We start from the raw sequence: 21779 nt of genomic DNA on the forward strand, positions 1-21779 counted from the left end.
GGTCGGCGCAAGTGTCACGCCGTGGCTGCCGGGGGTGTCAACTGGGCTGCCAGCCATGTCGGTACGCCGCCCAGGAGTTTGAACAGGCGGCCCGCCTCCGCCCGGAGTCGGGATGCCTCCGGTTCGGATTCCGCGTCGGCCAGGGACGCCAGCGCCGGGGCCGTACCGACCAGATAGCCCAACTCCTCGCGGATACGCAGGGATTCGGCGAAGCCGTGCCGCGCCTCCGCCAACTCGCCCTCGCGCAGCGCGAGTCCGGCGAGGTGGCGCCAGGTGAAGGACAGGAGCAGCGGGTCGTCGTGCGCGGTGGCACCCGCGTGGGCCCGGCGATAGGCCGCGCGCGCGGACTGCGGCGAGTGCGCCAGGTTCTCCGCGAGCAGCCCGCGCCGGAAGTCCAGCAGCGCCCGCCCCTTGGCGCCCGGCGCGATCAGGGCAGCCGCCCGGCCGAGCGCGGCCCGTGCCTCGTCGGCGCGGTCGCGGACCGCGAGCAGCGTGGACGCGTACGCGAGCTGCCCCCGCTCGCATGCCGCCGCCCCCCGCTCGTCGTCGCTCTGGGCCAGCGCCTCCGCCGTACGCAGCGCGTCCTCCGCCTCCGCCCAGCCCTGCTCGGTGTAGAGGCAGCGTTCGACGAGGAGTGACGCTCTCTGGAGAGCCGCCGATGCCGTGTGTGGTTCCAGGAGAGCGGCCGCGTCGGCCCAGCAGGCGCGTGAACGCAACCGCCATACCGCGGTCTGGAGTGGATCGTCCCCTGCAGCAGTTCCGTAACCAGACATGGCGGGATACGCCACGTTGCCCTCCCCGAGCACGCCATTGAGCTGTTGAGTGGTGGCGGCATCTCAGCACGAATCAACGCGCCCGGCCAAGGGGGTGGGTGAAGGATTTCACAAAGTCGTGGGGCGGAGAAGAGACTTGGGGACCGTTCCGGGCTCCCTGCCGCGTCCGGGCAACGGCGCGCGCGCCGCCCGCAGCGCTGTGACCTCAGCTCATCCGCAGCGCGAGGAAGAAGTCCAGCTTGTCCTCAAGGCGGGAAAGATCTCGGCCCGTCAACTGCTCGATACGCCCGACCCGATAGCGCAGCGTGTTGACGTGCAGATGCAGCCGGGCCGCGCAGCGCGTCCAGGACCCGTCGCAGTCGAGGAACGCCTCCAGTGTCGGGATCAGCTCGGCGCGGTGACGGCGGTCGTACTCGCGGAGCGGGTCCAGCAGCCGGGCCGTGAAGGCGCGGCGCACGTCGTCCGGCACGAAGGGCAGCAGCAGTACGTGGGACGCCAGCTCCTGGTGGCCCGCCGCGCACACCCGCCCGGGCCTGGCCGCGGCCACCCGCCGCGCGTGCCGCGCCTCCTCCAGCGCGCCCCGCAGGCCCTCCGCCGAGTGCACGGCCGCGCTGACGCCCAGCGTGAGCCGCCCGTCGCCGTCGAGCCCGGCCGACAGCGGCTCTCGTACGGCCTCCAGGATCGCGTCGGCGAGCAGGCCCGTCTCCGAGCCGTCGTGCTCCGAGGAGACGGCCGGCAGCGGTACGAGCGCGACGGCCTCGTCGCCCGTGTGGGCGACCGCGATCCGGTCCGAGGGCTCGGGCCCCGACGACCGCGGGTCCACGAGGATCTCCTCCAGCAGCGCCTGCGCCACCGGACCGCCCGCCAGTCCTCCCGCGGGCCCCTCGGCGCGTCTTCCACCGCCGGTGGACTCGGCCGGGAATCCCGCGGGCCCGCCCTTCGTCTCGTCCCATTCGACGCGGGCGACCACGACCTGCCAGTGCGGGGCCGCGCCCAGCCCCGGCAGCAGCACGGGCGCCGCGACCCGCAGCCGCGCCGCGATCTCGGCGGGCGCGGCGCCGGTCTGCACCAGCTCCAGCACCTCCTGCGCGAGCCTGCGCCGCACGGTGCGCGCCGCGTCCCGGCGCTCCCGCTCCACGGCGATCAGCTGCGTCACGCCCTCCAGCAGGTCGAGCCGCTCGTCCGGCCAGTCCCCGGCGTCCGCCTCGACCGCCAGCAGCCACTCCGACAGCACCGTCTCGCGTACGTCACGCGCACCCGCCGCCGTACCGCGTCCGCCGCCGCGGACCGGGAACAGGGAGTACGTGGCCGGGCCCAGCGTCACCCGGTGCGGCCCGCGGCGGCCCGTACGGACCGCCGCCAGGTGCTCGCCGGCCAGCGCGGCGCACACCCCCGCGGGCAGCTCGGTCTCCGCGAGCCGCGAGCCCGCGATCAGGCGTCCGGCGGGGGAGAGCACCCAGGCCCGCAGGTCCAGATCGGAACCGAGCAGGTCCAGGACCACGTCCGGGCCGCCGCCCGCCGGGCCGGAGGTCATCATCCGGCGGTGCCGGTCCACCACGGCCGCCAGGTCCCCGGCGCGCTCGCCCGACACCTGCCGTACGACGTGCTCGGTGATCGTCGCGAAGGCCACCGACTCGTTCACGGCGAACAGCGGCAGCCGGTGCTGCGCGCAGGCCGCCACCAGGTCGTCCGGGATCGCGCCCAGCTCGGCCTCGCCCGCCGCCAGCGCCGTGACCCCGGCGCCCGCGAGGAGCCGTACGAAGGGCTCGGAGTCGGCCGGGCCGCGGCGCCAGGCGAGACCGGTGAGGACCAGCTCACCGCCCGACAGATAGCGGCTGGGGTCCCGCAGGTCCGTGGTCATCACGCCACGCACCGTGCGGTCCAGCTCGTCCTGGCCGCCGAGCAGCCGCAGGCCCAGCGCGTCCGTGTCCAGCAGTGCGCGCAGCCGCATCTCGTCGCCGCCGTTCTGTCTCGAAAAATTACGATGGATTGGGGAACCGATGGAGGGGGTCGAACCGATGAGGGGGAAGGAGGAGGACTCGTTCCGGCCGGTGGCCGACGCGCAGCGGGCTGCGTCCGACGTTTCCCAGGGAAAGCCAAGAGGTTACTGATGACCTCCATTCATACGAATCTACAAGATGCGCGCCCTGGCCAGCCAACTCCTTCATGGTTTCGGTGACTGACCCCGTTGGCGGAACGCGCTGTGTACTGGCTCCCATCCACGTGAACACCTCATGAACGAGCCCGGGCCGCCGCACACGATCTGGCTTGATCAGCACCATCAACGAGACGAAGAAGAGAGCCGGTCATGGACTTCCTTCGCCCCGCCAGCTGGGAGGAAGCGCTCGCCGCGAAGGCAGCGCATCCCACAGCTGTGCCGATTGCGGGTGGCACCGACGTGATGGTCGAGATCAACTTCGACCACCGCCGGCCCGAGTACCTGCTGGACCTGAACCGCATCGGCGAGCTGGGCGACTGGGAGGTCGGCGAGGAGTCGGTCCGCCTCGGCGCCTCGGTCCCGTACTCGGCGATCATGGACAACCTCCGCGGCGAGCTGCCCGGCCTGGCCCTGGCCTCCCACACCGTGGCCTCCCCGCAGATCCGCAACCGCGGCGGAGTCGGCGGCAACCTCGGCACCGCCTCCCCGGCCGGTGACGCCCACCCCGCCCTCCTCGCGGCGGGCGCCGAGGTCGAGGCCGAGTCCGTACGGGGCTCGCGGCTGATCCCCATCGACGCCTTCTACACCGGGGTCAAGCGCAACGCGCTCGCCCCCGACGAGCTGATCCGCGCCGTCCACATCAAGAAGGCGGACGGCCCGCAGCAGTACTCCAAGGTCGGCACCCGCAACGCCATGGTGATCGCGGTGTGCGCCTTCGGCCTCGCCCTGCACCCCGCCACCCGCACGGTCCGCACCGGCATCGGTTCGGCCGCGCCCACGCCCGTCCGGGCCGGGGCGGCCGAGGAATTCCTGAACGCGGCACTCGAAGAGGGCGGCTTCTGGGACAACGGGAAGATCATCACCCCGTCGGTGGCCAAGCAGTTCGCCGAGCTGTGCTCCGGCGCCTGCAACCCCATCGACGACGTCCGGGGCACGGCGAGCTACCGCCGCCACGCGGTCGGCATCATGGCCCGCCGCACGCTGACCTGGACCTGGGAGTCGTACCGCGGCACCGCCGCCCGCACGGAGGGAGTCGCGTAATGCGCGTCAGTTTCACGGTCAACGGCCGTCCGCAGGAAGCCGACGACGTGTGGGAGGGCGAGTCCCTGCTGTACGTACTGCGGGAACGCATGGGCCTGCCGGGCTCGAAGAACGCCTGCGAGCAGGGCGAGTGCGGCTCCTGCACGGTCCGCCTCGACAACGTTCCGGTGTGTTCCTGTCTGGTCGCGGCCGGACAGGTCGAGGGCCGCGACGTCGTCACGGTCGAGGGCCTCGCGGACTTCGCCAGGCAGCGCGCGGAACACGGCGGCTGCGCCTCCGGAGCCCACGAAGGCTCTGGAGCCGCGGGAGCCCCCGGCGCCTGCGGTACGCCCCTGGACGCGGCCAAGCGCTGGCAGGCGCGGCCCTCCGACTCGCAGACCGGTGAGGGCGCCGAACTCGCCCCCATCCAGCAGGCGTTCATCGACGCCGGAGCCGTCCAGTGCGGCTTCTGCACCCCCGGCCTGCTGGTCGCGGCCGACGAGATGCTGGAGCGCAACCCGACCCCGACCGACGCGGACATCCGCGAGGCGCTCTCGGGCAACCTCTGCCGCTGCACGGGCTACGAGAAGATCATGGACGCGGTCCGCCTGGCGGCCGCCCGTCAGGGAGAGGCGGTCTGACGATGGCTACCGACACCACCGACGACGCGACCCGCGCCACCGCTCCCGTCGGTACTCCCACGAAGGTCACCCAGGGTTCACGGACCAAGGGCGGCATCGGCGAGTCCACGCTGCGCCCGGACGGCACCCTCAAGGTCACCGGCGAGTTCGCGTACTCGTCCGACATGTGGCACGAAGACATGCTCTGGGGCCAGATCCTGCGCTCCACGGTCGCGCACGCCGAGATCCTCTCCATCGACACCGGCGAGGCCCTCGCGACACCCGGCGTCTACGCCGTCCTGACGTACGACGACCTGCCGACCGCCGTGAAGAACTACGGCCTGGAGATCCAGGACACCCCGGTACTGGCCCACGGCCGCGTACGCCACCACGGCGAGCCCGTCGCGATCGTCGCCGCCGACCACCCCGAGACCGCCCGCCGCGCCGCCGCCAAGATCAAGGTGGAGTACAAGGAGCTGCCCGTCGTCACGGACGAGGCCTCGGCCACCGCGCCGGACGCCCCGTTGATCCACGAGGGCCGCGACGACCACCACATCGGGCACGTCTCCCACCCGAACATCGTGCACCGCCAGCCGATCGTCCGAGGAGACGTCGGGGCGGCCCGTGAGCGCGCCGACTTCGTCGTCGAGGGCGAGTACACCTTCGGCATGCAGGACCAGGCGTTCCTGGGCCCCGAGTCGGGCCTCGCGGTACCGGCCGAGGACGGCGGCGTGGACCTCTACGTCGCCACCCAGTGGCTGCACTCCGACCTGCGCCAGATCGCCCCGGTCCTCGGTCTGCCCGAGGACAAGGTGCGGATGACGCTGTCCGGGGTCGGCGGCGCGTTCGGGGGCCGCGAGGACCTGTCCATGCAGATCCACGCCTGTCTGCTGGCGCTGCGCACGGGCAAACCGGTCAAGATCGTCTACAACCGCTTCGAGTCCTTCTTCGGCCACGTCCACCGCCACCCCGCCAAGCTCCACTACGAGCACGGGGCGACGAAGGACGGGAAGCTGACCCACATGAAGTGCCGGATCGTCCTGGACGGCGGCGCGTACGCCTCCGCGTCCCCGGCGGTCGTCGGCAACGCGGCATCCCTGGCGGTCGGCCCGTACGTCCTCGAAGACGTCGACATCGAGGCCATCGCCCTCTACTCCAACAACCCGCCCTGCGGCGCCATGCGCGGCTTCGGCGCGGTCCAGGCGTGCTTCGCCTACGAGGCGCAGATGGACAGGCTCGCCGACGCGGTGGGCATGGACCGGGTCGAGTTCCGGCAGCTCAACGCGATGTCGCAGGGCACGCTGATGCCCACCGGGCAGCCCGTCGACTCGCCCGCCCCCGTCGCCGAACTCCTGCGCCGCGTCAAGGCGATGCCGATGCCGCCGGAGCAGCAGTGGCTCGCGGCCGGCGAGGCGGCGGACGTCCGCCAGCTCCCCGGCGGCCTCTCCAACACCACCCACGGCGAAGGCGTCGTACGGGGTGTCGGCTACGCGGTCGGCATCAAGAACGTCGGCTTCTCCGAGGGCTTCGACGACTACTCGACCGCCAAGGTCCGTATGGAGGTCGTCGGCGGCGAACCCGTCGCGACCGTCCACACCGCCATGGCGGAGGTCGGCCAGGGCGGGGTCACCGTCCACGCGCAGATCGCCCGCACCGAGCTGGGCGTCGCCCAGGTGACGATCCAGCCGGCGGACACCCAGGTGGGCTCGGCCGGTTCGACCTCGGCGTCCCGCCAGACGTACGTCACCGGCGGCGCCGTGAAGAACGCGTGCGAGCTGGTCCGCGAGAAGGTCCTGGAGATCGGCCGCCGCAAGCTCGGCACGTACCACCCGGCCTGGGCGAGTGCCGAGCTGCTCCTGGAGGGCGGCAAGGTCGTCACCGACGGCGGTGAGGTCCTGGCCGACCTGGTCGACGTACTCGAAGACGAGTCGGTCGAGGTCGAGGAGGAGTGGCGGCACCGGCCGACCGAGGCCTTCGACCTGCGCACCGGACAGGGCAACGGACACGTCCAGTACTCGTTCGCCGCCCACCGCGCCGTCGTCGAGGTGGACACCGAACTGGGCCTGGTGAAGGTCATCGAGCTGGCCTGCGCGCAGGATGTCGGCAAGGCGCTCAACCCGCTGTCCGTCATCGGCCAGATCCAGGGCGGTACGACCCAGGGCCTGGGCATCGCGGTGATGGAGGAGATCATCGTCGACCCCGTCACGGCGAAGGTCAGGAACCCCTCCTTCACCGACTACCTCATCCCCACGATCCTCGACACGCCGACCATCCCCGTCGACGTGCTCGAACTCGCCGACGACCACGCGCCGTACGGGCTCCGCGGCATCGGCGAGGCCCCCACCCTGTCGTCGACCCCGGCCGTCCTCGCGGCGATCCGCAACGCGACGGGTCTGGAGCTCAACAGGACACCGGTCCGCCCGGAACACCTGACGGGCACGGCGTAGTCGCCTGCCGCCGCTCTGTGGGCAGGCGTTCCGCCGCTCCTGCGGGCAGGCACCCGCCGTTCCTGTGGGCAGGCGTTCCGCTGAGGGTCCCCCAGGCCCTTAAGGCACTGGGGGAGGAACGGGTGGGCACAGGAACGGCCACCCCGGTACTGGGGTGGCCGTGTATCCCGCGGCACCCGGTAACCGCACAAGTACAGCACCGCGTCTCGTCTCGGGCCGTCCCCCGGGTCGTGCACCTTCCCAAAACCCGCGCAAGCAGAAAGCACGGCGCGGGTGCCCCTATGAACCTTGGGAGAAGGCACCATGACCCAGCAGTCACTGGAGCCCAGGACCACCGCCGACGACGCGGGTGAGGGAACCCGCGTCCCGGTCGGCCGGTCCTGGCTCGACCGCTACTTCCACATTTCCCTGCGGGGAAGCACGGTCGCGCGTGAGATGCGCGGCGGCGTCACGACCTTCATGGCGATGGCGTACATCCTTCTCCTCAACCCCCTGATCCTGTCCGGCAAGGACGTGGCGGGGGACACGCTCGGCCGGCAGGCCCTGATCACCGCGACGGCGTTCGCCGCGGCGTTCACCACGCTGCTGATGGGCTTCTTCGGCAAGGTGCCGCTGGCCCTCGCCGCCGGACTGTCCGTCTCCGGGGTTCTCTCCTCGCAGGTCGCGCCCCAGATGACCTGGCCGCAGGCCATGGGCATGTGCGTGATGTACGGCGTGGTGATCATGCTGCTCGTGGTCACCGGGCTACGCGAGATGATCATGAATGCGATCCCGCTGGCGCTGAAACACGCGATCACCATGGGTATCGGGCTGTTCATCGCGCTCATAGGCCTGGTGAAGGCGGGCTTCGTCCACCAGGGCAAGGCGACCCCGGTCTCGCTCGGCGCGACGGGCGAACTGGCGGGCTGGCCGGTGCTGTTGTTCGCCGTCACGCTGCTCGCCATCTTCATGCTGCAGGCGCGCGGCGTCCCCGGCGCGATCCTGATCGGCATAGTCGGCGGAACCGTACTCGCCGTGGTCCTCAACGCCCTCGATGTGATCGACCCGAAGCAGTGGGCCAGTGGGGCGCCCGAACTGCACGGCAGCGCGGTGTCGATGCCCGACTTCTCGATCTTCGGGGACGTCGAGTTCGGCGGCTGGGGCGAGGTCGGCGCGATGACGGTCGGCATGATCGTGTTCACGCTCGTCCTCGCGGGGTTCTTCGACGCGATGGCCACCATCATCGGCGTCGGCACCGAGGCGGGTCTCGCCGATGACAAGGGCCGGATGCCGGGCCTGTCCAAGGCGCTGTTCATCGACGGGGCGGGCGGGGCGATCGGAGGGGTCGCGGGCGCCTCGGGGCAGACGGTGTTCGTGGAGTCCGCCACGGGGGTCGGCGAGGGTGCGCGCACGGGGCTGTCCTCCGTCGTCACGGGCCTTTTCTTCGCGGCGTGCCTGTTCTTCACGCCGCTGACGGCGATCGTCCCCGGTGAGGTCGCCGCGGCGGCCCTGGTCGTCATCGGCGCGATGATGATGATGAACGCCCGCCATGTGGACTGGGCCGACCGCGCGACCGCGATCCCGGTCTTCCTGACCGTCGTGATCATGCCGTTCACGTACTCCATCACGGCGGGGGTCGCGGCCGGGGTCATCAGTTACGTCGCCATCAAGATCGCGCAGGGCAGGGCGCGGGAGGTAGGTGCCTTCATGTGGGGCTTGACGGCGATCTTCCTGATCTTCTTCGCCCTGAGCCCGATAGAGAGCTGGATGGGCATCCACTAGACGCTCCGCCGGGCGCGCGGGTGATTGAACCTGCGACCCGGTGGGGGCTGACCGCGCAGTTCCCCGCGCCCCTAAAGACCAAAAGCCGAGGCGCACCCCCACCCCGTAAGGGGCGCGGGGAACGGCGCGCCCAGCCACAACGCACCGAGCTTTTAAGGGGCGCGAGGAACGGCGCGGCCAGCCACGACGCACCGCCAGCCGACGACGAGCCCCGCCCCCCCCAAGGGGCGCGGGGAACGGCGCGGCCAGCGACAACGCACCGGCAGCTGACGACGAGCCCCGCCCCCCCAAGGGGCGCGGGGAACTGCGCACCCAGCCACGACGCACCGTCAGCCGACGACGAGCCCAGCTTTTAAGGGGCGCGGGGAACGGCGCGGCCAGCGCCCACCGGGCCGCAGTTGTCAACGACCCGCCCAGCCACAGCGCACCCCCAGCGAAAAGGAGACCGAGAATGCTGGACATTGCCGAAGACCTGCAGCGGTGGGCCGCGGAAGGCCGCGACTTCGCCGTGGCCACAGTCGTCGCCGTAGGCGGAAGCGCACCGCGACACCCCGGCGCCGCCCTCGCCGTGGACGCCGCCGGCACGGCAATCGGCTCGGTCTCCGGCGGCTGCGTGGAGGGAGCCGTCTACGACCTGTGCCAACAGGCACTGCACGACGGTCAGCCCGTCCTCGAACGTTTCGGGTACAGCGACGAGGACGCCTTCGCCGTAGGCCTGACCTGCGGCGGCATCATCGACATCCTGGTGACCCCGGTGCACACCTCCTCGCCCCTCCGCGAGGTGTTCACCTCGGCCCTCACCGCAGCCGCCGAAGGAAACGCGGCGGCATTCGCCCGCATCGTCTCCGGCCCGGCGGAACTACGGGGCCGCGCCCTCCTCGTACGCCCGGACGCCCCGTACGAGGGCGGCTTCGGCGCGCACCCCGAACTGGACCGCACTGTCGCGCTGGAGGCGCGTGCCTTTCTGGACGCGGGCCGCACCGGCACCCTGGAGATCGGCGAGCAGGGCTCCCGCTGCGGAGCGCCGCTCACCGTGCTGATCGAGTCGTCGGTACCGCCGCCCCGGATGATCGTCTTCGGGGCGATCGACTTCGCCGCGGCCCTGGTCCGTATCGGCAAGTTCCTCAACTACCGCGTGACGGTCTGCGACGCGCGCCCCGTCTTCGCGACGGCCGCACGCTTCCCGGAGGCGGACGAGATCGTCGTCGAGTGGCCGCACACCTACCTGGAACGCACGGAGGTCGACGCGCGCACGGTCCTGTGCGTCCTGACCCACGACGCCAAGTTCGACGTACCGCTCCTGGCGCTCGCGCTGCGGCTGCCGGTCGCGTACGTGGGGGCGATGGGCTCCCGCCGCACCCACCTCGACCGCAACGACCGGCTCCGCGAAGTGGGTTTGACGGAGCGGGAGTTGGCCCGGCTGCGGTCGCCCATCGGCCTCGACCTCGGCGCCCGTACGCCCGAGGAGACCGCCCTGTCCATCGCCTCGGAGATCGTCGCGAACCGGCGGGGCGGGAGCGGGGTGTCGCTCACCGGCGCACACACGCCGATCCACCACGACGTGTCGCAGATGCCCGTGCCCACGCCGATGCGGCGAGTCGGGGCGGTGGCCTGACACTCCGGCCGACGCGGTGTGTCGGACGTGGGCGATCAGACGTGGGCGAGCAGCCGTTCCAGCGGGGGCGGCGTCCGGTCGAGGTCCAGGTTCGCGACGAGTTCCTGCGCGTACTGGGCCTTGCGGCCGGCATGCGTACCCATGAAGCGGTGGAGATGCTGTTCCACGGTCCATCCCCGCTGTGCGGGCTGGTTCTGGAGGGTGCGGAACGCGCGCAACTCGCCCTGTTCCTCGACCACTTGCTGGATGACGTCGGCGCCCAGGGACCGGATGAGTTCGTCCTCCAGGTCCGCGTGGCACAGGAAGAACCCGAGCGACTCCAGCCCGTCGGTCGTCAGGCCGGAGCCGATCCCGGCCCGTTCGAGGGCTCGCCGGAAGAACCTCTCCTCGGCCACGTCGCACAGTCCGGCGAGCCGCACGTCGAGTCCCTGCGGCCCGCACAGGTCCACGAACCTGCCGACGCTCATGGCGCCCCCGAGCGGCACCACGGAGACGCCCTCCTCGTCGAGATCCCGGCCGTGCCGGGCGGCCAGCGCCTCGACGGCGACCTGGTCGCTGCCTCCCTCGACGAGCACGACGGTACGCAGCCCGGCGCCGGCCGCCGCCTCCCGCGCGCTCGTGCCCGCTTCCGCAGCCCCCGCGCCGCCGGCCGCCCATTGGACGACTGCCTGACGGAACCGCCCCATGTCGTTCATGGTTCCCAGTCTCGCAACTCCGGGCGGACTCGTTCCACAGACTTTTGCCGAGGCGTACCGCGGGAGTCCCGGGGGCGGCCCGTGGGGAACGCGCATAGGGCAACGCACACAGGGAAGGGGGCGCCGGGAAGGGCCCCGGTGACCGTCAGCCGGGCAGGGTGAGGGCGAAGGTGCCCGACTCGGCGAGCGCGCGCAGGAACTCGGGAGCCGCGAAGGCTTCCGCGGGGGCCAGTACGCCCGTCTTCGCCGGTCCCTGCCCGCCCGCCAGCCGCAGCGCGGCCTCGACCGAGACGACAGCCCCGGCCCGCCAGATGTCCCGCCCCCGGACATGGGCGTTGCGCCCGCCACCGGCGGCCCCGGTGACCTGGACCGCGACGGTGAACTCGGTCTTCGCGCGCTCCTGCGGACTCACGTCCACGCTGCTGAAGATCTGCTCCTCCTCGAAGGTGGAGGCGGTCAGCTGGACCTCCACGGCCCGTGCCGGAACATGGCGCGGGACCGTGACGACCTCCCCCGAGGGGAAGGGCACGATCGTCGTACGGGGTCCGACGGGCGGCGGGAACGGGAAGACCGCGTTGCGGATCTCCACGGGTCCCACCCGCTGTGCCCCGTCCGCGAAGCCGATGCGGTCGATCTCACCGATCAGCAGGTTGGCGGTGTTCACGGCGCCCTGGGTCATGCGCCAGCCCGTGACCGCGTAACCGACGGTCACCTTGTCCACGGCGGGCAGTCCCGCCGCTGCCGCCGCGGCCAGCAGATCGCCCAGTCCGCCGTAGAAGCTCATCTGCGGGACGAGGACCGCTCCGGTGCGCTGGGCGGTGGCCTGGAGGGAGTCGAAGACGTACTTCACGTGGTGCGGCTCGATCGCGTGGTCCACGTACGCGGTGCCGGTCTCCGCCGCGGCGGTGGCGACGGGTTCCCCGGTCGTGGTGAACGGCCCCGCGCAGTGGATGATCACGTCGGCGGTCTCGGCGAGCGCGCGCAGGGCGGGGCGGTCGTCGAGGGGTGCGTGCCGGACGCGTACGAGATCCGGGGCCGCGAGTTCGGCGGCGACCGCGTGCAGGGCCCGCTCGTCGCGTCCGGCGAGGATCACGTGCTGCTGCCGGGCGAGGAGTTCGGCGGTGACGACCCTTCCGGTGTGTCCGGTGGCGCCGTAGACCGCGAAGAGGGGTGTCTCGCGTGCCGTTGCGGGGGTCGTCGTGGATGACGTCGTCGGTTCCGGTGTTGCCTGTGCCGTCATGGCGAGGCTCACTTCCATACCGAGGGTATGTAATCGGATCGGCTAAGTTACGTACCCTCGGTATGCCTGTCAAGGGAGTTGATGAGCCGGATGGTCCGACGGACCCAGGCCGAACGATCCGGCGCGACCACCTCCCAACTGGTCGACGCGGCGACGGAGTTGTTCGGCAGCCACGGTTTCGCGGGTGCGCCCCTCGACGCCGTCGCGGCCAAGGCGGGGGTCACCAAAGGGGCCGCGTACCACCACTTCCCGGGCGGCAAGACGGCCCTGTTCCACGCCGTCTTCGTGCGCCATCAGGAGTTGCTGGCCGAGGCACTGTTCCGGGCCGGAGCCGCCGCGCCCGACCCGCGTGCGGCGCTCCGCGCGGGCGCCCGCACGTTTCTCGAACACTGCCTCGACCCGGGCTTCCAGCGTGTCGTCCTCCTCGACGCCCCGTCCGTCCTCGGCTGGGAGACGGTGCGCGAGATCGAGTACGAGCACGCTCTGCGCGTCCTGCGCGAGGCCATGGAACACGCGGTACGCGAGGCCGGCGGCACACCCGACGCGGCCCTGACGGCCCGCTGCCAGCTCGTCTTCGGAGCCCTGTGCGAGGGAGGCATGCTCCTCGCCCGCGCGACGGACCCGGAGACGATGCTGGAGGTGGTGGTGGCGGAGGCACTGAGACTCCTGGGCGACGAGACCCCCGCGTGACAGGTCACGACAGGCCAAGCCACATGGCAGGTCAAGCCGCATGACAGGTCACGACACATGGCAGGCAAAGACACACGACGGGCCCACACACATGGCAGGCCAACACACATGACAGGCGGCGGCTGACGGGCTCAGCCCTCAGGGATGTGACAGCAGCTGGTCCACCGCCCGTCCGAACATCCACCGGCCCGCCCGCCCCAGCACGGGGTCGAAGACGCGCGGCACCCCTCGCACCCCCAAGTCCTCCCGCCACCGCACCTGCGAGCCGCCGCCCGCCGTCGGCCGTACCTCGATCTCGGCCCACCCGACGACGAGCCGGCCGCGCTTGACGAGCCGGCACAGTCCGGGCGCGCGATCCAGGGGAGGCCGCCAGACGACGACCTCCATACGGTCGTCGAACGCCACCGGCCCCACCCCGGTACGCGCCACGAACACCGTGCCCGCCCCGCGCGGCGGCAGCGTGACGACCCGGACCCGCGTCAACGGCACCACATCGGCATGCCGCTCCCACAGGGTGAGCCGCCGCCATGCCTCGTCGGCGTCCAACATGGTGTCCCGACACACAAGAAAGAGAGCCATCCCTGGATCGTATGCACACAGCTGCGACAAACACGCCGTTGTCGCAGCCGCCTCAGACGTCCAGCAGATCCCGCACCCGGACCGGCACCCCCGTCACGAACGACTCGTTCGCCGCGAGCCCCGTCACCAGCGACTTCGCCCCGTCGCGCGCGTCCGCCGCCCGGCCCAGCGGGTCCGGGGCGGTGCGGTGGGGGCCGAACAGGTCCTGGAGCATCCGTACGTCTCCGCCGCCGTGGCCGCCCTCACCGGTCGGCACCTTCACCTCGCGCGGCCGTTCCCAGTGCCGGCGCAGCAGCAGTTCGGTGCGGCCTGCCTCGTCGCCCACGTCGGCGCCGTGCAGGACCGCGCTCGCGCCCTCGGCCCGTACGCCGGTGTGCGCCTCGGAGCCCGCGTCGGTACGTGTCCCGGGGCGCGACCACGTCGACTCCTCGACGAGCAGTTCGAGCCGGCCCTCGCTGCCGTTGAACGCGACGCGATAGCCCTCCCAGGGGGCGTACGCCGTGAGGTGGTAGGTCAGGGACGCTCCCGACGCGTACCGCACGAGGACCGCCATGTCGTCCTCGATGGTCACGCCGGGCCCGAACACGTTCTGGTCGCGGTGATAGCCGTCCTCGCCCTCGGCGTCCAGGTACAGCGCGCCGAGCACGGGCGAGTCCGCCAGGTGTACGGCGAAGGGGTCGCCCTGCGCGGCGGGGGAGCCGTGCGCGCGGGTGTAGGGCCGGGCCAGACCGCGTCGCCCGCCCGCCTCGTCGCCGTAGAAGAAGAGGCCGCCCTGGGCGAAGACGGTCTCCGGTTCGGTGCCGAGCCACCAGTTCACCAGGTCGAAGTGGTGCGTCGACTTGTGGATCATCAGGCCGCCGGAATCGGCCTTGTTCCGGTGCCAGCGCCGGAAGTAGTCCGCGCCGTGCCGCAGATCGAGCAGCCACTCGAAGTGCACCGAGCCGACCTCGCCGATCTCCCCCGACGCGATGAGTTCCCGTACGGCCGAATGCACCGGGTTGTAGCGGTAGTTGAAGGCGACCCGCACCTCGCGTCCGGAGCGCTGCCGGGCCGCGAGGATGCGGCGCGCGCGGTCGGCGTCCGTCGTCATCGGCTTCTCGGTGACCACGTCGCAGCCCGCGTCCAGGGCGCGCACGATGTAGTCGTCGTGGGTCCGGTCGACGCTGCACACCACCACGAGATCCACCCGCTCGCGCCGCAGCATCAGGTCGAAGTCCTCGGCCGCGTACGCCGGTACGGGCTCGCGGCCGGGACGGTCGGCCGTGAGCCAGCCGTTGTGGACCGCCATCCGGTGCGCGTTGACGTCGCAGAATCCGACGAGGTCGACGCGGTCCGCGTACGGTCCGGCCAGCGCCTGGGTGAACAGCCGGGCGCGGGCGCCCAGGCCCACCACGGCACAGCGGCGACGCGAAGCGGAATCCGTCCGGGCCGCCCCGTACGGGTCCGTGCGAGGGTCCGCGTAAGGGTCCGTGCAGGGGGCTTGTTCTGACATCAGGACCATCCCTAGGGTCGTCGGGCAGGGGGTGGAAGCGCTTTCTGACGAATGAGGTGACCCACTCATGCCCGGAAACAGGACAAGGAAGTCCTGGCGGCCGCGCATCGCGGCGGCCACGGTGCTGCTGGTGTCCTGCTCGCTCCTCACCGGCTGCTCGGGGCCGGACGGGGCGGGCGGGCACGGTGGCAGGGTGGTCCTGCGCTACACCTGGTGGGGCAACCCGGACCGGGCGGCCAGAACCCAGGAGGCCGTCGACCTCTTCGAGAAGAAGCACCCGGAGATCGAGGTGCAGACGTCGTTCTCCGGCTACGACGCCTACAAGCAGAAGCTCGCCACCCAGGCGGCGGGCGGCGACGCCCCCGACGCCATGCAGCTCGACTACCGCATGATCGACCAGTACGCCTCCGGAGGCGTACTGTTGGACTTCGCCGAGCAGCGCTCCGTGCTGGACACCGGCGAGTTCGACGCGGGCCTCCTCGCCACCGGGAAGGTCGACGGCAAGCAGTACGCGATCCCGCAGGCCCGCGGCACGGAGACCGTGGTGTACGACACCGCGCAGTGGAAGAAGTCCGGGGTCGCCCTGCCGCGCGAGGGCTGGACCTGGAGCGAATGGGCCGACGCCATGCGGGAGTTGGCCGAACGGACCGGCAGGCCCGGCGCCACCGACCCCGGGCAGAGCGAGGACGCCTTCGAGGTCTGGCTGCGCGGCCGGGGCAAGAGCCTCTACACCGAGGACCGCCGGCTCGGCTTCACCGTCGACGACCTGACCCGCTGGTGGACCTTCGCCGACAAACTCCGCAGGGAGGGCGCCGTCTCGCCCGCCGAGCAGACCACCCAGCTCGACGGCACGGTCGAGAACACCCCGCTCGGGCGCGGCAGGGCCATCTCCGACAGCAACTGGGACGCGCCCTCCAGCGGGTTCGTCGCGCTCGTGCCCGACGGGGTCACCCTCGCGCCGATGCCGTCCGGCGAGGACGGCACCCCGGGCCAGTACTTCAAGCCCTCGATGTTCATGGGCGTCGCCGCCGACACGGGCCATCCGAAGGAGTCCGTGCAGCTCGTCGACTTCATGCTGAACGACCCGGACGCCGCGAAGATCCTCGGCGCCACCCGCGGCATCCCCGTCAACGAGTCGCTCCGCGAGTCGATCGCCCCCGGCCTCGAGGACTTCGACAGGACGGTGTTCGACTACCAGGCGTCCCTGGAAGGAGACCTCGACGCCCCGCCCCAGGCCCCGCCCTCGGGGGACAGCGCGCTGCAGACCACCTTCCAGCGGGACTACGACCAGGTGTCGTACGAGCGGATGTCGCCCCGCGAGGCGGCCGAGGACTACGTCACCGAGGCGAAGGCGGAGCTGAGGTCATGACCACCACCACCGACACTCCCGCGACCGCCCCCGCCGCGAAGACCGTTCCCGCCAAGCGGCCCGGCGGACGTCGACGCGAGGGCGCAGCCTGGGTGTTCCTCTCCCCATGGGTGCTCGGCGCCGCCGTGCTGACCCTGCTCCCGATGGCCGTCTCGCTCTATCTCTCCTTCACCGACTACGACTTGTTCAACCCGCCCCACTGGGTGGGCCTGCGCAACTACACGCAGATGTTCACCGAGGACCCGCGCTACTGGCGCTCGGTCGGCGCCACCCTCACCTACGTCGTCATCGCCGTGCCCCTCCAGCTCGGCCTCGCCCTCGTCGTCGCGCTCGGCCTCAAGTCCATGCGCCGCGGCCGGGGTTTCTACCGCTCGGCGTTCTACGCGCCCTCCCTGCTCGGCGCCTCCATGTCCATCGCCCTCGTGTGGCGGGCGCTGTTCAACGACGGCGGCACCGTCGACAACCTGCTCGGCACCGGCGGCTGGGTCAACCGGCCCGGCTGGGCGCTGTTCGCCGTCGCCCTGCTGACGGTGTGGCAGTTCGGTGCCCCCATGGTCATCTTCCTCGCCGGACTCCAGCAGATCCCCACCGAGCTGTACGAGGCGGCGTCCGTGGACGGGGCGAGCAGGTGGCGCCAGTTCCTGTCCATCACCGTGCCCATGCTCTCCCCGGTGATCTTCTTCAACCTGGTGCTCCAGACCATCCAGGCCTTCCAGGTCTTCACCCCCGCCTTCGCGGTGAGCGGCGGCAAGGGCGGCCCCGCCGACTCGACGCTCTTCTACACCCTCTACCTCTACGACCGCGGCTTCGTCGCCTCCCACATGGGCTACGCCTCCGCGATGGCCTGGGTCCTGCTGATCGTCATCGGCGCCGTCACGGCGGTGCTGTTCCGCACGTCCCGCACCTGGGTCTTCTACGCGTCCGAGGGGGACCGATGACCACCTCGACCACCAGCACGGCCTCCACAGCCCCTACGGCCTCACCTGTGCGCAAACCGGTCGCCCGGCGCCGCGTCGCCCTGCACCTCGGCGCCCTCGCCGCGCTCCTCGTCATGCTGTACCCGCTGGCCTGGCTGCTCGCGACCTCGCTCAAGCCCGCCGACGAGGTGATCGCCAGCCTCGACCTGCTGCCCGGCAGCCTGGAGTGGTCCAACTACTCGACCGCCCTCGACGGGGTGAACGACGTCTCCGTGTGGCGGCTGCTCGGCAACTCGCTGCTCATCGCGGGCGGCGCGGTCGTCGGCAACGTACTCAGCTGCTCCCTGGCCGCGTACGCCTTCGCGCGGCTGCGGTTCCGCTTCCGCGGGCCGCTGTTCGCCTTCATGATCGCGACGATCATGCTGCCGCACCACGCCGTGCTGATCCCGCAGTACATCATCTTCAACCAGCTCGGCATGGTGAACACCTACTGGCCGCTGATCCTGCCCAAGTTCCTCGCCACGGAGGCGTTCTTCGTGTTCCTCATCGTGCAGTTCATGCGGGGGCTGCCGCGCGAGTTGGAGGAGGCGGCGCGGATCGACGGCTGCGGGCCGTTCCGCAGCTTCTTCCTCGTCATCCTGCCGCTGACCCGGCCCGCGCTGATCACCACGGCGATCTTCACGTTCATCTGGACGTGGAACGACTTCTTCACCCAGCTGATCTACCTCTTCTCGCCGGAGAAGTTCACGCTCACGCTGGCCCTGCGGTCGTTCGTGGACGCGTCGAGCACCTCTGCCTTCGGCCCGATGTTCGCCATGTCGGTGATCGCCCTGCTGCCGATCGTGCTGTTCTTCCTCGCCTTCCAGCGGTTCCTGGTCGAGGGCATGGCGAACTCCGGGATCAAGGGATGAGCGGGAGCCGGGGGACGGGCGGCGGGCAGGCCCGGGAGCCGGGTGAGATCTTCGGGCCGCGCATGACGCTGTTCGCCGACGTGCTGAGCGTGGGCGTGTGCACGGCCCTCGCGTCGCTGCCGGTCGTCACCCTGCCCGCCGCGCTGTCCACGGCGTGCGCGGTCCTGCGCGGCGCCCGCGAGGACCGACCGGCCACGGCGGGCCGGTACCTGACGACCCTGCGGCGACGGCTGCGCCCCGGCGACCTCGCGGCCGGAGCGCTGGCCCTGGCCGGCGTCCTGCTGCTCTGGGCGGACCTGGCCCTGGCCCGCGCCGGACTGCCCGGCGCCCCGCTGTTCGCCGTCGTCGCCGCGGCGACCGGCGGGTACGCGGCTGTCGTCGGCCTGCGTGCCTGCGGGCGCCCCGAGTCCCTCACCGACTGGCGGACGGCGGTGGCCGGCGCGGCCCGGGACTCCGTCGGGGACGCGGGCGGCAGCGGCCTCGTCCTGCTCGCCCTCGCGGCGTCGTTGACGTGCGCGTGGATGCTGCTGCCGCTGGCGTTCCTGGCACCGGGTCCCCTGGCGATGGCGCTGACGGCGGTGGACGTACGGATGCCGACACGGGCGGAGGCCCGCGCGTGAGGCCGGGGCTGCGCATGTGGGGGAGCGGGCGCGGACGTCGGTTCGGACGAGGGCGAAGTTCCGGGCCTGCCATGTGTTCTGGATCACGCGTCGCGTGTTGAGGGTGGGACGGGGGCAATTCCCGTACCTCACCACGACGCACGCGCGACGAATGCGAGGATGAGGCCCGTCATGACTGCTGGGTGGGGTGTGCGCACGGTACGGGCCGCGGTGTTCGCGGTCGTCTGTGTGCTGCTCGCCGCCCTCGGCCACGTGCTGATGTCCGGCGCCCCGGTGGCCTGTTGGACGATGGCCGCCGGGACCGTGGCGACGGGCGGCGCGGGCTGGTGCCTGGCCGGCCGGGAGCGCGGACTCCCGCTGATCGTGTCGGTGGTGGTCGTCACCCAGGGCCTGCTGCACTGGTCGTTCTCGCTCGCGGGGTCGGCCGCGGGGGCGGTGGCGTCCGGCCGGGGGACGGGTGCGGCGCACATGTCTTCCATGGACGCCATGGATGCGACGGGTGCCACGAACATGTCGGCCACCACCATGTCGGCCGCGGACATGGGGTCCATGTCGTCGATGGGGCACATGGGTTCAGGCCACATGGCCGCGGAGCACATGGGTGCCGGGCACATAGGTGCGGGCCATATGGGCTCGGATGTCATGGGTCAGTCGGCGCACACCATGGACGGAACATCCTCGCTCGGCATGCTCGCCGCCCACCTGTTGGCCGCGCTGCTCTGCGGTCTGTGGCTTGCGTACGGCGAACGCGCCGCCTTCCGCATCCTGCGCGCGGTCGCCGGACGGCTGGTCGCACCCCTGCGACTGCTGCTCGCGCTGCCCACGCCCCCGCACCGCCCGCGCATTCGCGCCCGCCGCGGTTCCTCCGACCGTTCGCCGCGGCGACTCCTTCTCGTCCACGCCATCACCTCTCGGGGTCCGCCCGTGGGATCCGCTGCCAGCTGAGACAGCCGGATCCCCGAGGCGTCGCCCTGCGCGCCTCGGGTCTCGGCCGTACCTCCGTGTACGGCCGCACCCCCTCGCCGGACCGACGTGCGAGCGCGCCCTGGGCGCGCACCACGCGTACGCGCCCGTCGGTCCGGATCACGGATGACCCGAGAAGGACACCTGGTGATCACTCCTGCCCCGCCCGTCCCACACGGCGGAAGCAACAGCGGCGTCGCGAGCAACAGAAGCGGCGCGAGCAACAGCGGCGACGCAAGCATCGGAAGTGACAGAAGCGACAGAAGCGGCGGTGGTGGTGAGACCGCGGCATCCGTCGACGAGTCGATAACCGCCTGGGCGCTGGCCGCCCGGGGCGGCGACCCGGACGCCGTCGAGCGTTTCGTGCGCGCCCTGCACCGTGACGTCGTGCGCTATGTCGCGTACCTCTCCGCCGACCCCCAGGCCGCCGACGACCTGGCCCAGGACACGTTCCTGCGGGCGCTCGGCAGCCTGCACAGATTCGAGGGCCGCTGCTCGGCCCGTACCTGGCTGCTGGCCATCGCGCGCCGCGCCGTGGTCGACAGCCTCCGGTACGCCGCTGCCCGGCCCCGCCTGTCCGACGTACCGGACTGGCGGCTGGCGGTCGAACGGGCCCAGCCGCGCGGCCTGCCCGGCTTCGACGACGGTGTCGTACTCCTCGATCTGCTGGCCGCGCTGCCGGACGAGCGTCGTGAGGCGTTCGTGCTCACGCAGTTGATGGGGCTGCCCTACGCGGAGGCGGCCGCGCTCAGCGACTGCCCCGTGGGAACGGTCCGTTCCCGGGTGGCCCGCGCCCGGGCCACCCTCATGGACCTGCTCGCCGAACCCGACGCACTCGCCACCACACCCGCAGCCCTGGCTGCTTGACGAAGCTGACGAAGCGGACGGAAGGGGGTGTCGGCAACCGGTGCCGGCACCCCCTTCCGTCCGCGGTGGTTCACACCGTGAGCTTGATCGCTTCGAGCCAGAGGTCGTTGTTGTGGGTGCCGGCGTAGGTGAAGTCGAACCCGGACTTGGGGTCGTCGCATTCCAGGCCGAGCCAGGCGTCGTTGTGGACGTGGGCGGTCTGGCAGACGCTGCTGCTGCCGCCTCCGACGTTGATGGTGAGCCCCAGCATGTTCGGCGCGTCCTTCTTGGTGCTGCCGACGTAGTTGTCGATACCGTCGGCGGCGCCCGACCACGGCTCGGGGAAGTGCCCTTCACCGTTGGTGGAGCCGGGGTCGTGGACGAACGCGGCGCTGCTGGTGCCCTTGGTTCCGGACACGGCGATGTTGACGGCCTTGAGCGGCGTCTCCTCGCCCACGGTGCCGGCCGTCTCGCCGTCGCACACGGCGTCGGTCCAGCCCTTGCCGGACACGTAGGCCCGGTAGCAGATGTGCCGTCCGGTCGGGTCCTGGGAGGCGAGTTTCTGGACGGCGGTGGCCGCCGTCCGCTCCGGGGCCTTGGTCTCCTCGTCCTCGGAACCGCCGCCCCCGCCTCCACCCCCGGCTCCGCCCGCCTTCTGCGTCTCGGTCGCGGCCGGGGGTGCCGTGGGGACGGAGGACGGGGCTTTCGGCGCCTCGGGGGTCGGTGAGGGGGAGGGTGCCAGTGTGCTGATGCCGGCTTCCTGGATCTTCTCGGTGGCGGAGCTGCGGACGCTGGGCTTGTAGGCGATCCACAGCATCACGAAGGTGATGGCGAGTGCCATGAAGATGCCGAGGAAGGTGGCGAGCCAGCGCGGCAGGAAGCCCTTCTGGACGTAGGTGCCTTCGACGTCCATCGGGTCCACACCGGACCGTTGGACGGCGAGGGTGTAGGGCCGGGACTCCTTCGACCCGAACCAGATGATCTGGCGCGGCTTCAGCGTCGTCTTGACGAACGCCGCACGCCCCGGCTCGATCTGCACGTTCGAGGGGTGGATGTCGTACGA

19 protein-coding genes are annotated in these 21779 nt (G+C 71.6%); 12 read left to right on the plus strand and 7 right to left on the minus strand.

Translation table 11 applies throughout. The features are described from left to right. Window positions 1-14 precede the first annotated feature (14 nt). Window positions 15-788, minus strand: coding sequence for a hypothetical protein (locus tag ACFVH5_RS30010; RefSeq protein WP_384799649.1), 774 nt, complete (start codon window positions 786-788; stop codon window positions 15-17). Between the two features lie 190 nt (window positions 789-978). Then, window positions 979-2724, minus strand: coding sequence for a PucR family transcriptional regulator (locus ACFVH5_RS30015; protein ID WP_385836840.1), 1746 nt, complete (start codon window positions 2722-2724; stop codon window positions 979-981). A gap of 357 nt (window positions 2725-3081) precedes the next feature. On the opposite strand from ACFVH5_RS30015, the gene ACFVH5_RS30020 reads away from it, so the two are divergent. From ACFVH5_RS30020 to ACFVH5_RS30040, 5 genes are all read left to right on the plus strand, one after another. Beyond that, window positions 3082-3972, plus strand: a complete 891-nt coding sequence (locus tag ACFVH5_RS30020; protein WP_385836842.1) for an FAD binding domain-containing protein — start codon at window positions 3082-3084, stop codon at window positions 3970-3972. After that, complete coding sequence (locus ACFVH5_RS30025) at window positions 3972-4592, plus strand: (2Fe-2S)-binding protein (RefSeq protein WP_385836843.1); 621 nt, start codon at window positions 3972-3974, stop codon at window positions 4590-4592. Before ACFVH5_RS30020 ends, ACFVH5_RS30025 begins: the two co-directional genes overlap by 1 nt. A 2-nt stretch (window positions 4593-4594) precedes the next feature. Next, on the plus strand, window positions 4595-7018 hold the full coding sequence (locus ACFVH5_RS30030) for a xanthine dehydrogenase family protein molybdopterin-binding subunit (RefSeq protein WP_385836844.1): 2424 nt from the start codon (window positions 4595-4597) through the stop codon (window positions 7016-7018). A gap of 303 nt (window positions 7019-7321) precedes the next feature. After that, complete coding sequence (locus tag ACFVH5_RS30035) at window positions 7322-8779, plus strand: NCS2 family permease (RefSeq protein WP_385836845.1); 1458 nt, start codon at window positions 7322-7324, stop codon at window positions 8777-8779. A gap of 451 nt (window positions 8780-9230) precedes the next feature. Continuing rightward, on the plus strand, window positions 9231-10394 hold the full coding sequence (locus ACFVH5_RS30040) for an XdhC family protein (RefSeq protein ID WP_385836847.1): 1164 nt from the start codon (window positions 9231-9233) through the stop codon (window positions 10392-10394). A 35-nt stretch (window positions 10395-10429) separates the two neighbouring features. Here ACFVH5_RS30040 and ACFVH5_RS30045 read toward each other — a convergent pair whose 3' ends face one another. Together ACFVH5_RS30045 and ACFVH5_RS30050 are read right to left on the minus strand one after the other, a co-directional pair. After that, window positions 10430-11089 (minus strand): TOPRIM nucleotidyl transferase/hydrolase domain-containing protein, encoded by a 660-nt coding sequence (locus ACFVH5_RS30045; protein WP_385836848.1) that lies wholly within the window; start codon window positions 11087-11089, stop codon window positions 10430-10432. A 145-nt stretch (window positions 11090-11234) separates the two neighbouring features. Beyond that, window positions 11235-12329, minus strand: coding sequence for a saccharopine dehydrogenase NADP-binding domain-containing protein (locus ACFVH5_RS30050; RefSeq protein ID WP_385836849.1), 1095 nt, complete (start codon window positions 12327-12329; stop codon window positions 11235-11237). Window positions 12330-12419: 90 nt separating this feature from the next. On the opposite strand from ACFVH5_RS30050, the gene ACFVH5_RS30055 reads away from it, so the two are divergent. Beyond that, window positions 12420-13019, plus strand: coding sequence for a TetR/AcrR family transcriptional regulator (locus ACFVH5_RS30055; RefSeq protein WP_384799622.1), 600 nt, complete (start codon window positions 12420-12422; stop codon window positions 13017-13019). Window positions 13020-13157: 138 nt separating this feature from the next. Here ACFVH5_RS30055 and ACFVH5_RS30060 read toward each other — a convergent pair whose 3' ends face one another. Together ACFVH5_RS30060 and ACFVH5_RS30065 are read right to left on the minus strand one after the other, a co-directional pair. Further along, complete coding sequence (locus ACFVH5_RS30060; RefSeq protein WP_385836850.1) at window positions 13158-13598, minus strand: SRPBCC family protein; 441 nt, start codon at window positions 13596-13598, stop codon at window positions 13158-13160. A gap of 52 nt (window positions 13599-13650) precedes the next feature. Further along, window positions 13651-15090, minus strand: coding sequence for a Gfo/Idh/MocA family protein (locus ACFVH5_RS30065; protein WP_385836851.1), 1440 nt, complete (start codon window positions 15088-15090; stop codon window positions 13651-13653). Window positions 15091-15157: 67 nt separating this feature from the next. Between ACFVH5_RS30065 and ACFVH5_RS30070 the strand changes: the two genes are divergently transcribed. The 6 genes from ACFVH5_RS30070 (at window position 15158) to ACFVH5_RS30095 (ending at window position 20737) form a co-directional block, all read left to right on the plus strand. After that, window positions 15158-16459 carry an ABC transporter substrate-binding protein gene (locus tag ACFVH5_RS30070; RefSeq protein ID WP_385836852.1) on the plus strand — a complete coding sequence of 434 codons (1302 nt, stop codon included), beginning with the start codon at window positions 15158-15160 and terminating at the stop codon, window positions 16457-16459. Then, the gene (locus ACFVH5_RS30075) at window positions 16456-17397 is read left to right on the plus strand and encodes a carbohydrate ABC transporter permease (RefSeq protein ID WP_385836853.1); all 942 of its coding nucleotides are present in this window, start codon (window positions 16456-16458) and stop codon (window positions 17395-17397) included. The genes ACFVH5_RS30070 and ACFVH5_RS30075 overlap by 4 nt, the downstream gene beginning before the upstream one ends. Further along, entirely contained in the window at window positions 17394-18287 is an 894-nt protein-coding gene (locus ACFVH5_RS30080; protein ID WP_384799607.1) for a carbohydrate ABC transporter permease, read from the plus strand. The genes ACFVH5_RS30075 and ACFVH5_RS30080 overlap by 4 nt, the downstream gene beginning before the upstream one ends. Then, window positions 18284-18907: a hypothetical protein gene (locus ACFVH5_RS30085; protein WP_385836854.1), complete on the plus strand. Its 624-nt coding sequence runs from the start codon at window positions 18284-18286 to the stop codon at window positions 18905-18907. The genes ACFVH5_RS30080 and ACFVH5_RS30085 overlap by 4 nt, the downstream gene beginning before the upstream one ends. A 171-nt stretch (window positions 18908-19078) precedes the next feature. After that, entirely contained in the window at window positions 19079-19852 is a 774-nt protein-coding gene (locus ACFVH5_RS30090; RefSeq protein ID WP_385836855.1) for a hypothetical protein, read from the plus strand. A 165-nt stretch (window positions 19853-20017) separates the two neighbouring features. Beyond that, window positions 20018-20737 carry a sigma-70 family RNA polymerase sigma factor gene (locus ACFVH5_RS30095; protein ID WP_385836856.1) on the plus strand — a complete coding sequence of 240 codons (720 nt, stop codon included), beginning with the start codon at window positions 20018-20020 and terminating at the stop codon, window positions 20735-20737. A 70-nt stretch (window positions 20738-20807) separates the two neighbouring features. Here ACFVH5_RS30095 and ACFVH5_RS30100 read toward each other — a convergent pair. Further along, window positions 20808-21779, minus strand: a 972-nt coding sequence (locus ACFVH5_RS30100; RefSeq protein WP_385836857.1) for a hydrolase, incomplete at its 5' end; no start/stop codon positions are given.

This window comes from Streptomyces sp. NPDC127119, assembly GCF_042677425.1.
Lineage (GTDB): Bacteria > Actinomycetota > Actinomycetes > Streptomycetales > Streptomycetaceae > Streptomyces.

Bases quoted from the DNA above. Each gene is read 5' to 3' on its own strand.
- ACFVH5_RS30015 (WP_385836840.1), bottom strand. From the start codon at position 2,724: ATGCGGCTGCGCGCACTGCTGGACACGGACGCGCTGGGCCTGCGGCTG.
- ACFVH5_RS30020 (WP_385836842.1), top strand. From the start codon at position 3,082: ATGGACTTCCTTCGCCCCGCCAGCTGGGAGGAAGCGCTCGCCGCGAAG.
- ACFVH5_RS30025 (WP_385836843.1), top strand. From the start codon at position 3,972: ATGCGCGTCAGTTTCACGGTCAACGGCCGTCCGCAGGAAGCCGACGAC.
- ACFVH5_RS30030 (WP_385836844.1), top strand. From the start codon at position 4,595: ATGGCTACCGACACCACCGACGACGCGACCCGCGCCACCGCTCCCGTC.
- ACFVH5_RS30035 (WP_385836845.1), top strand. From the start codon at position 7,322: ATGACCCAGCAGTCACTGGAGCCCAGGACCACCGCCGACGACGCGGGT.
- ACFVH5_RS30040 (WP_385836847.1), top strand. From the start codon at position 9,231: ATGCTGGACATTGCCGAAGACCTGCAGCGGTGGGCCGCGGAAGGCCGC.
- ACFVH5_RS30045 (WP_385836848.1), bottom strand. From the start codon at position 11,089: ATGAACGACATGGGGCGGTTCCGTCAGGCAGTCGTCCAATGGGCGGCC.
- ACFVH5_RS30050 (WP_385836849.1), bottom strand. From the start codon at position 12,329: ATGACGGCACAGGCAACACCGGAACCGACGACGTCATCCACGACGACC.
- ACFVH5_RS30055 (WP_384799622.1), top strand. From the start codon at position 12,420: ATGGTCCGACGGACCCAGGCCGAACGATCCGGCGCGACCACCTCCCAA.
- ACFVH5_RS30060 (WP_385836850.1), bottom strand. From the start codon at position 13,598: ATGGCTCTCTTTCTTGTGTGTCGGGACACCATGTTGGACGCCGACGAG.
- ACFVH5_RS30065 (WP_385836851.1), bottom strand. From the start codon at position 15,090: ATGTCAGAACAAGCCCCCTGCACGGACCCTTACGCGGACCCTCGCACG.
- ACFVH5_RS30070 (WP_385836852.1), top strand. From the start codon at position 15,158: ATGCCCGGAAACAGGACAAGGAAGTCCTGGCGGCCGCGCATCGCGGCG.
- ACFVH5_RS30075 (WP_385836853.1), top strand. From the start codon at position 16,456: ATGACCACCACCACCGACACTCCCGCGACCGCCCCCGCCGCGAAGACC.
- ACFVH5_RS30080 (WP_384799607.1), top strand. From the start codon at position 17,394: ATGACCACCTCGACCACCAGCACGGCCTCCACAGCCCCTACGGCCTCA.
- ACFVH5_RS30085 (WP_385836854.1), top strand. From the start codon at position 18,284: ATGAGCGGGAGCCGGGGGACGGGCGGCGGGCAGGCCCGGGAGCCGGGT.
- ACFVH5_RS30090 (WP_385836855.1), top strand. From the start codon at position 19,079: ATGACTGCTGGGTGGGGTGTGCGCACGGTACGGGCCGCGGTGTTCGCG.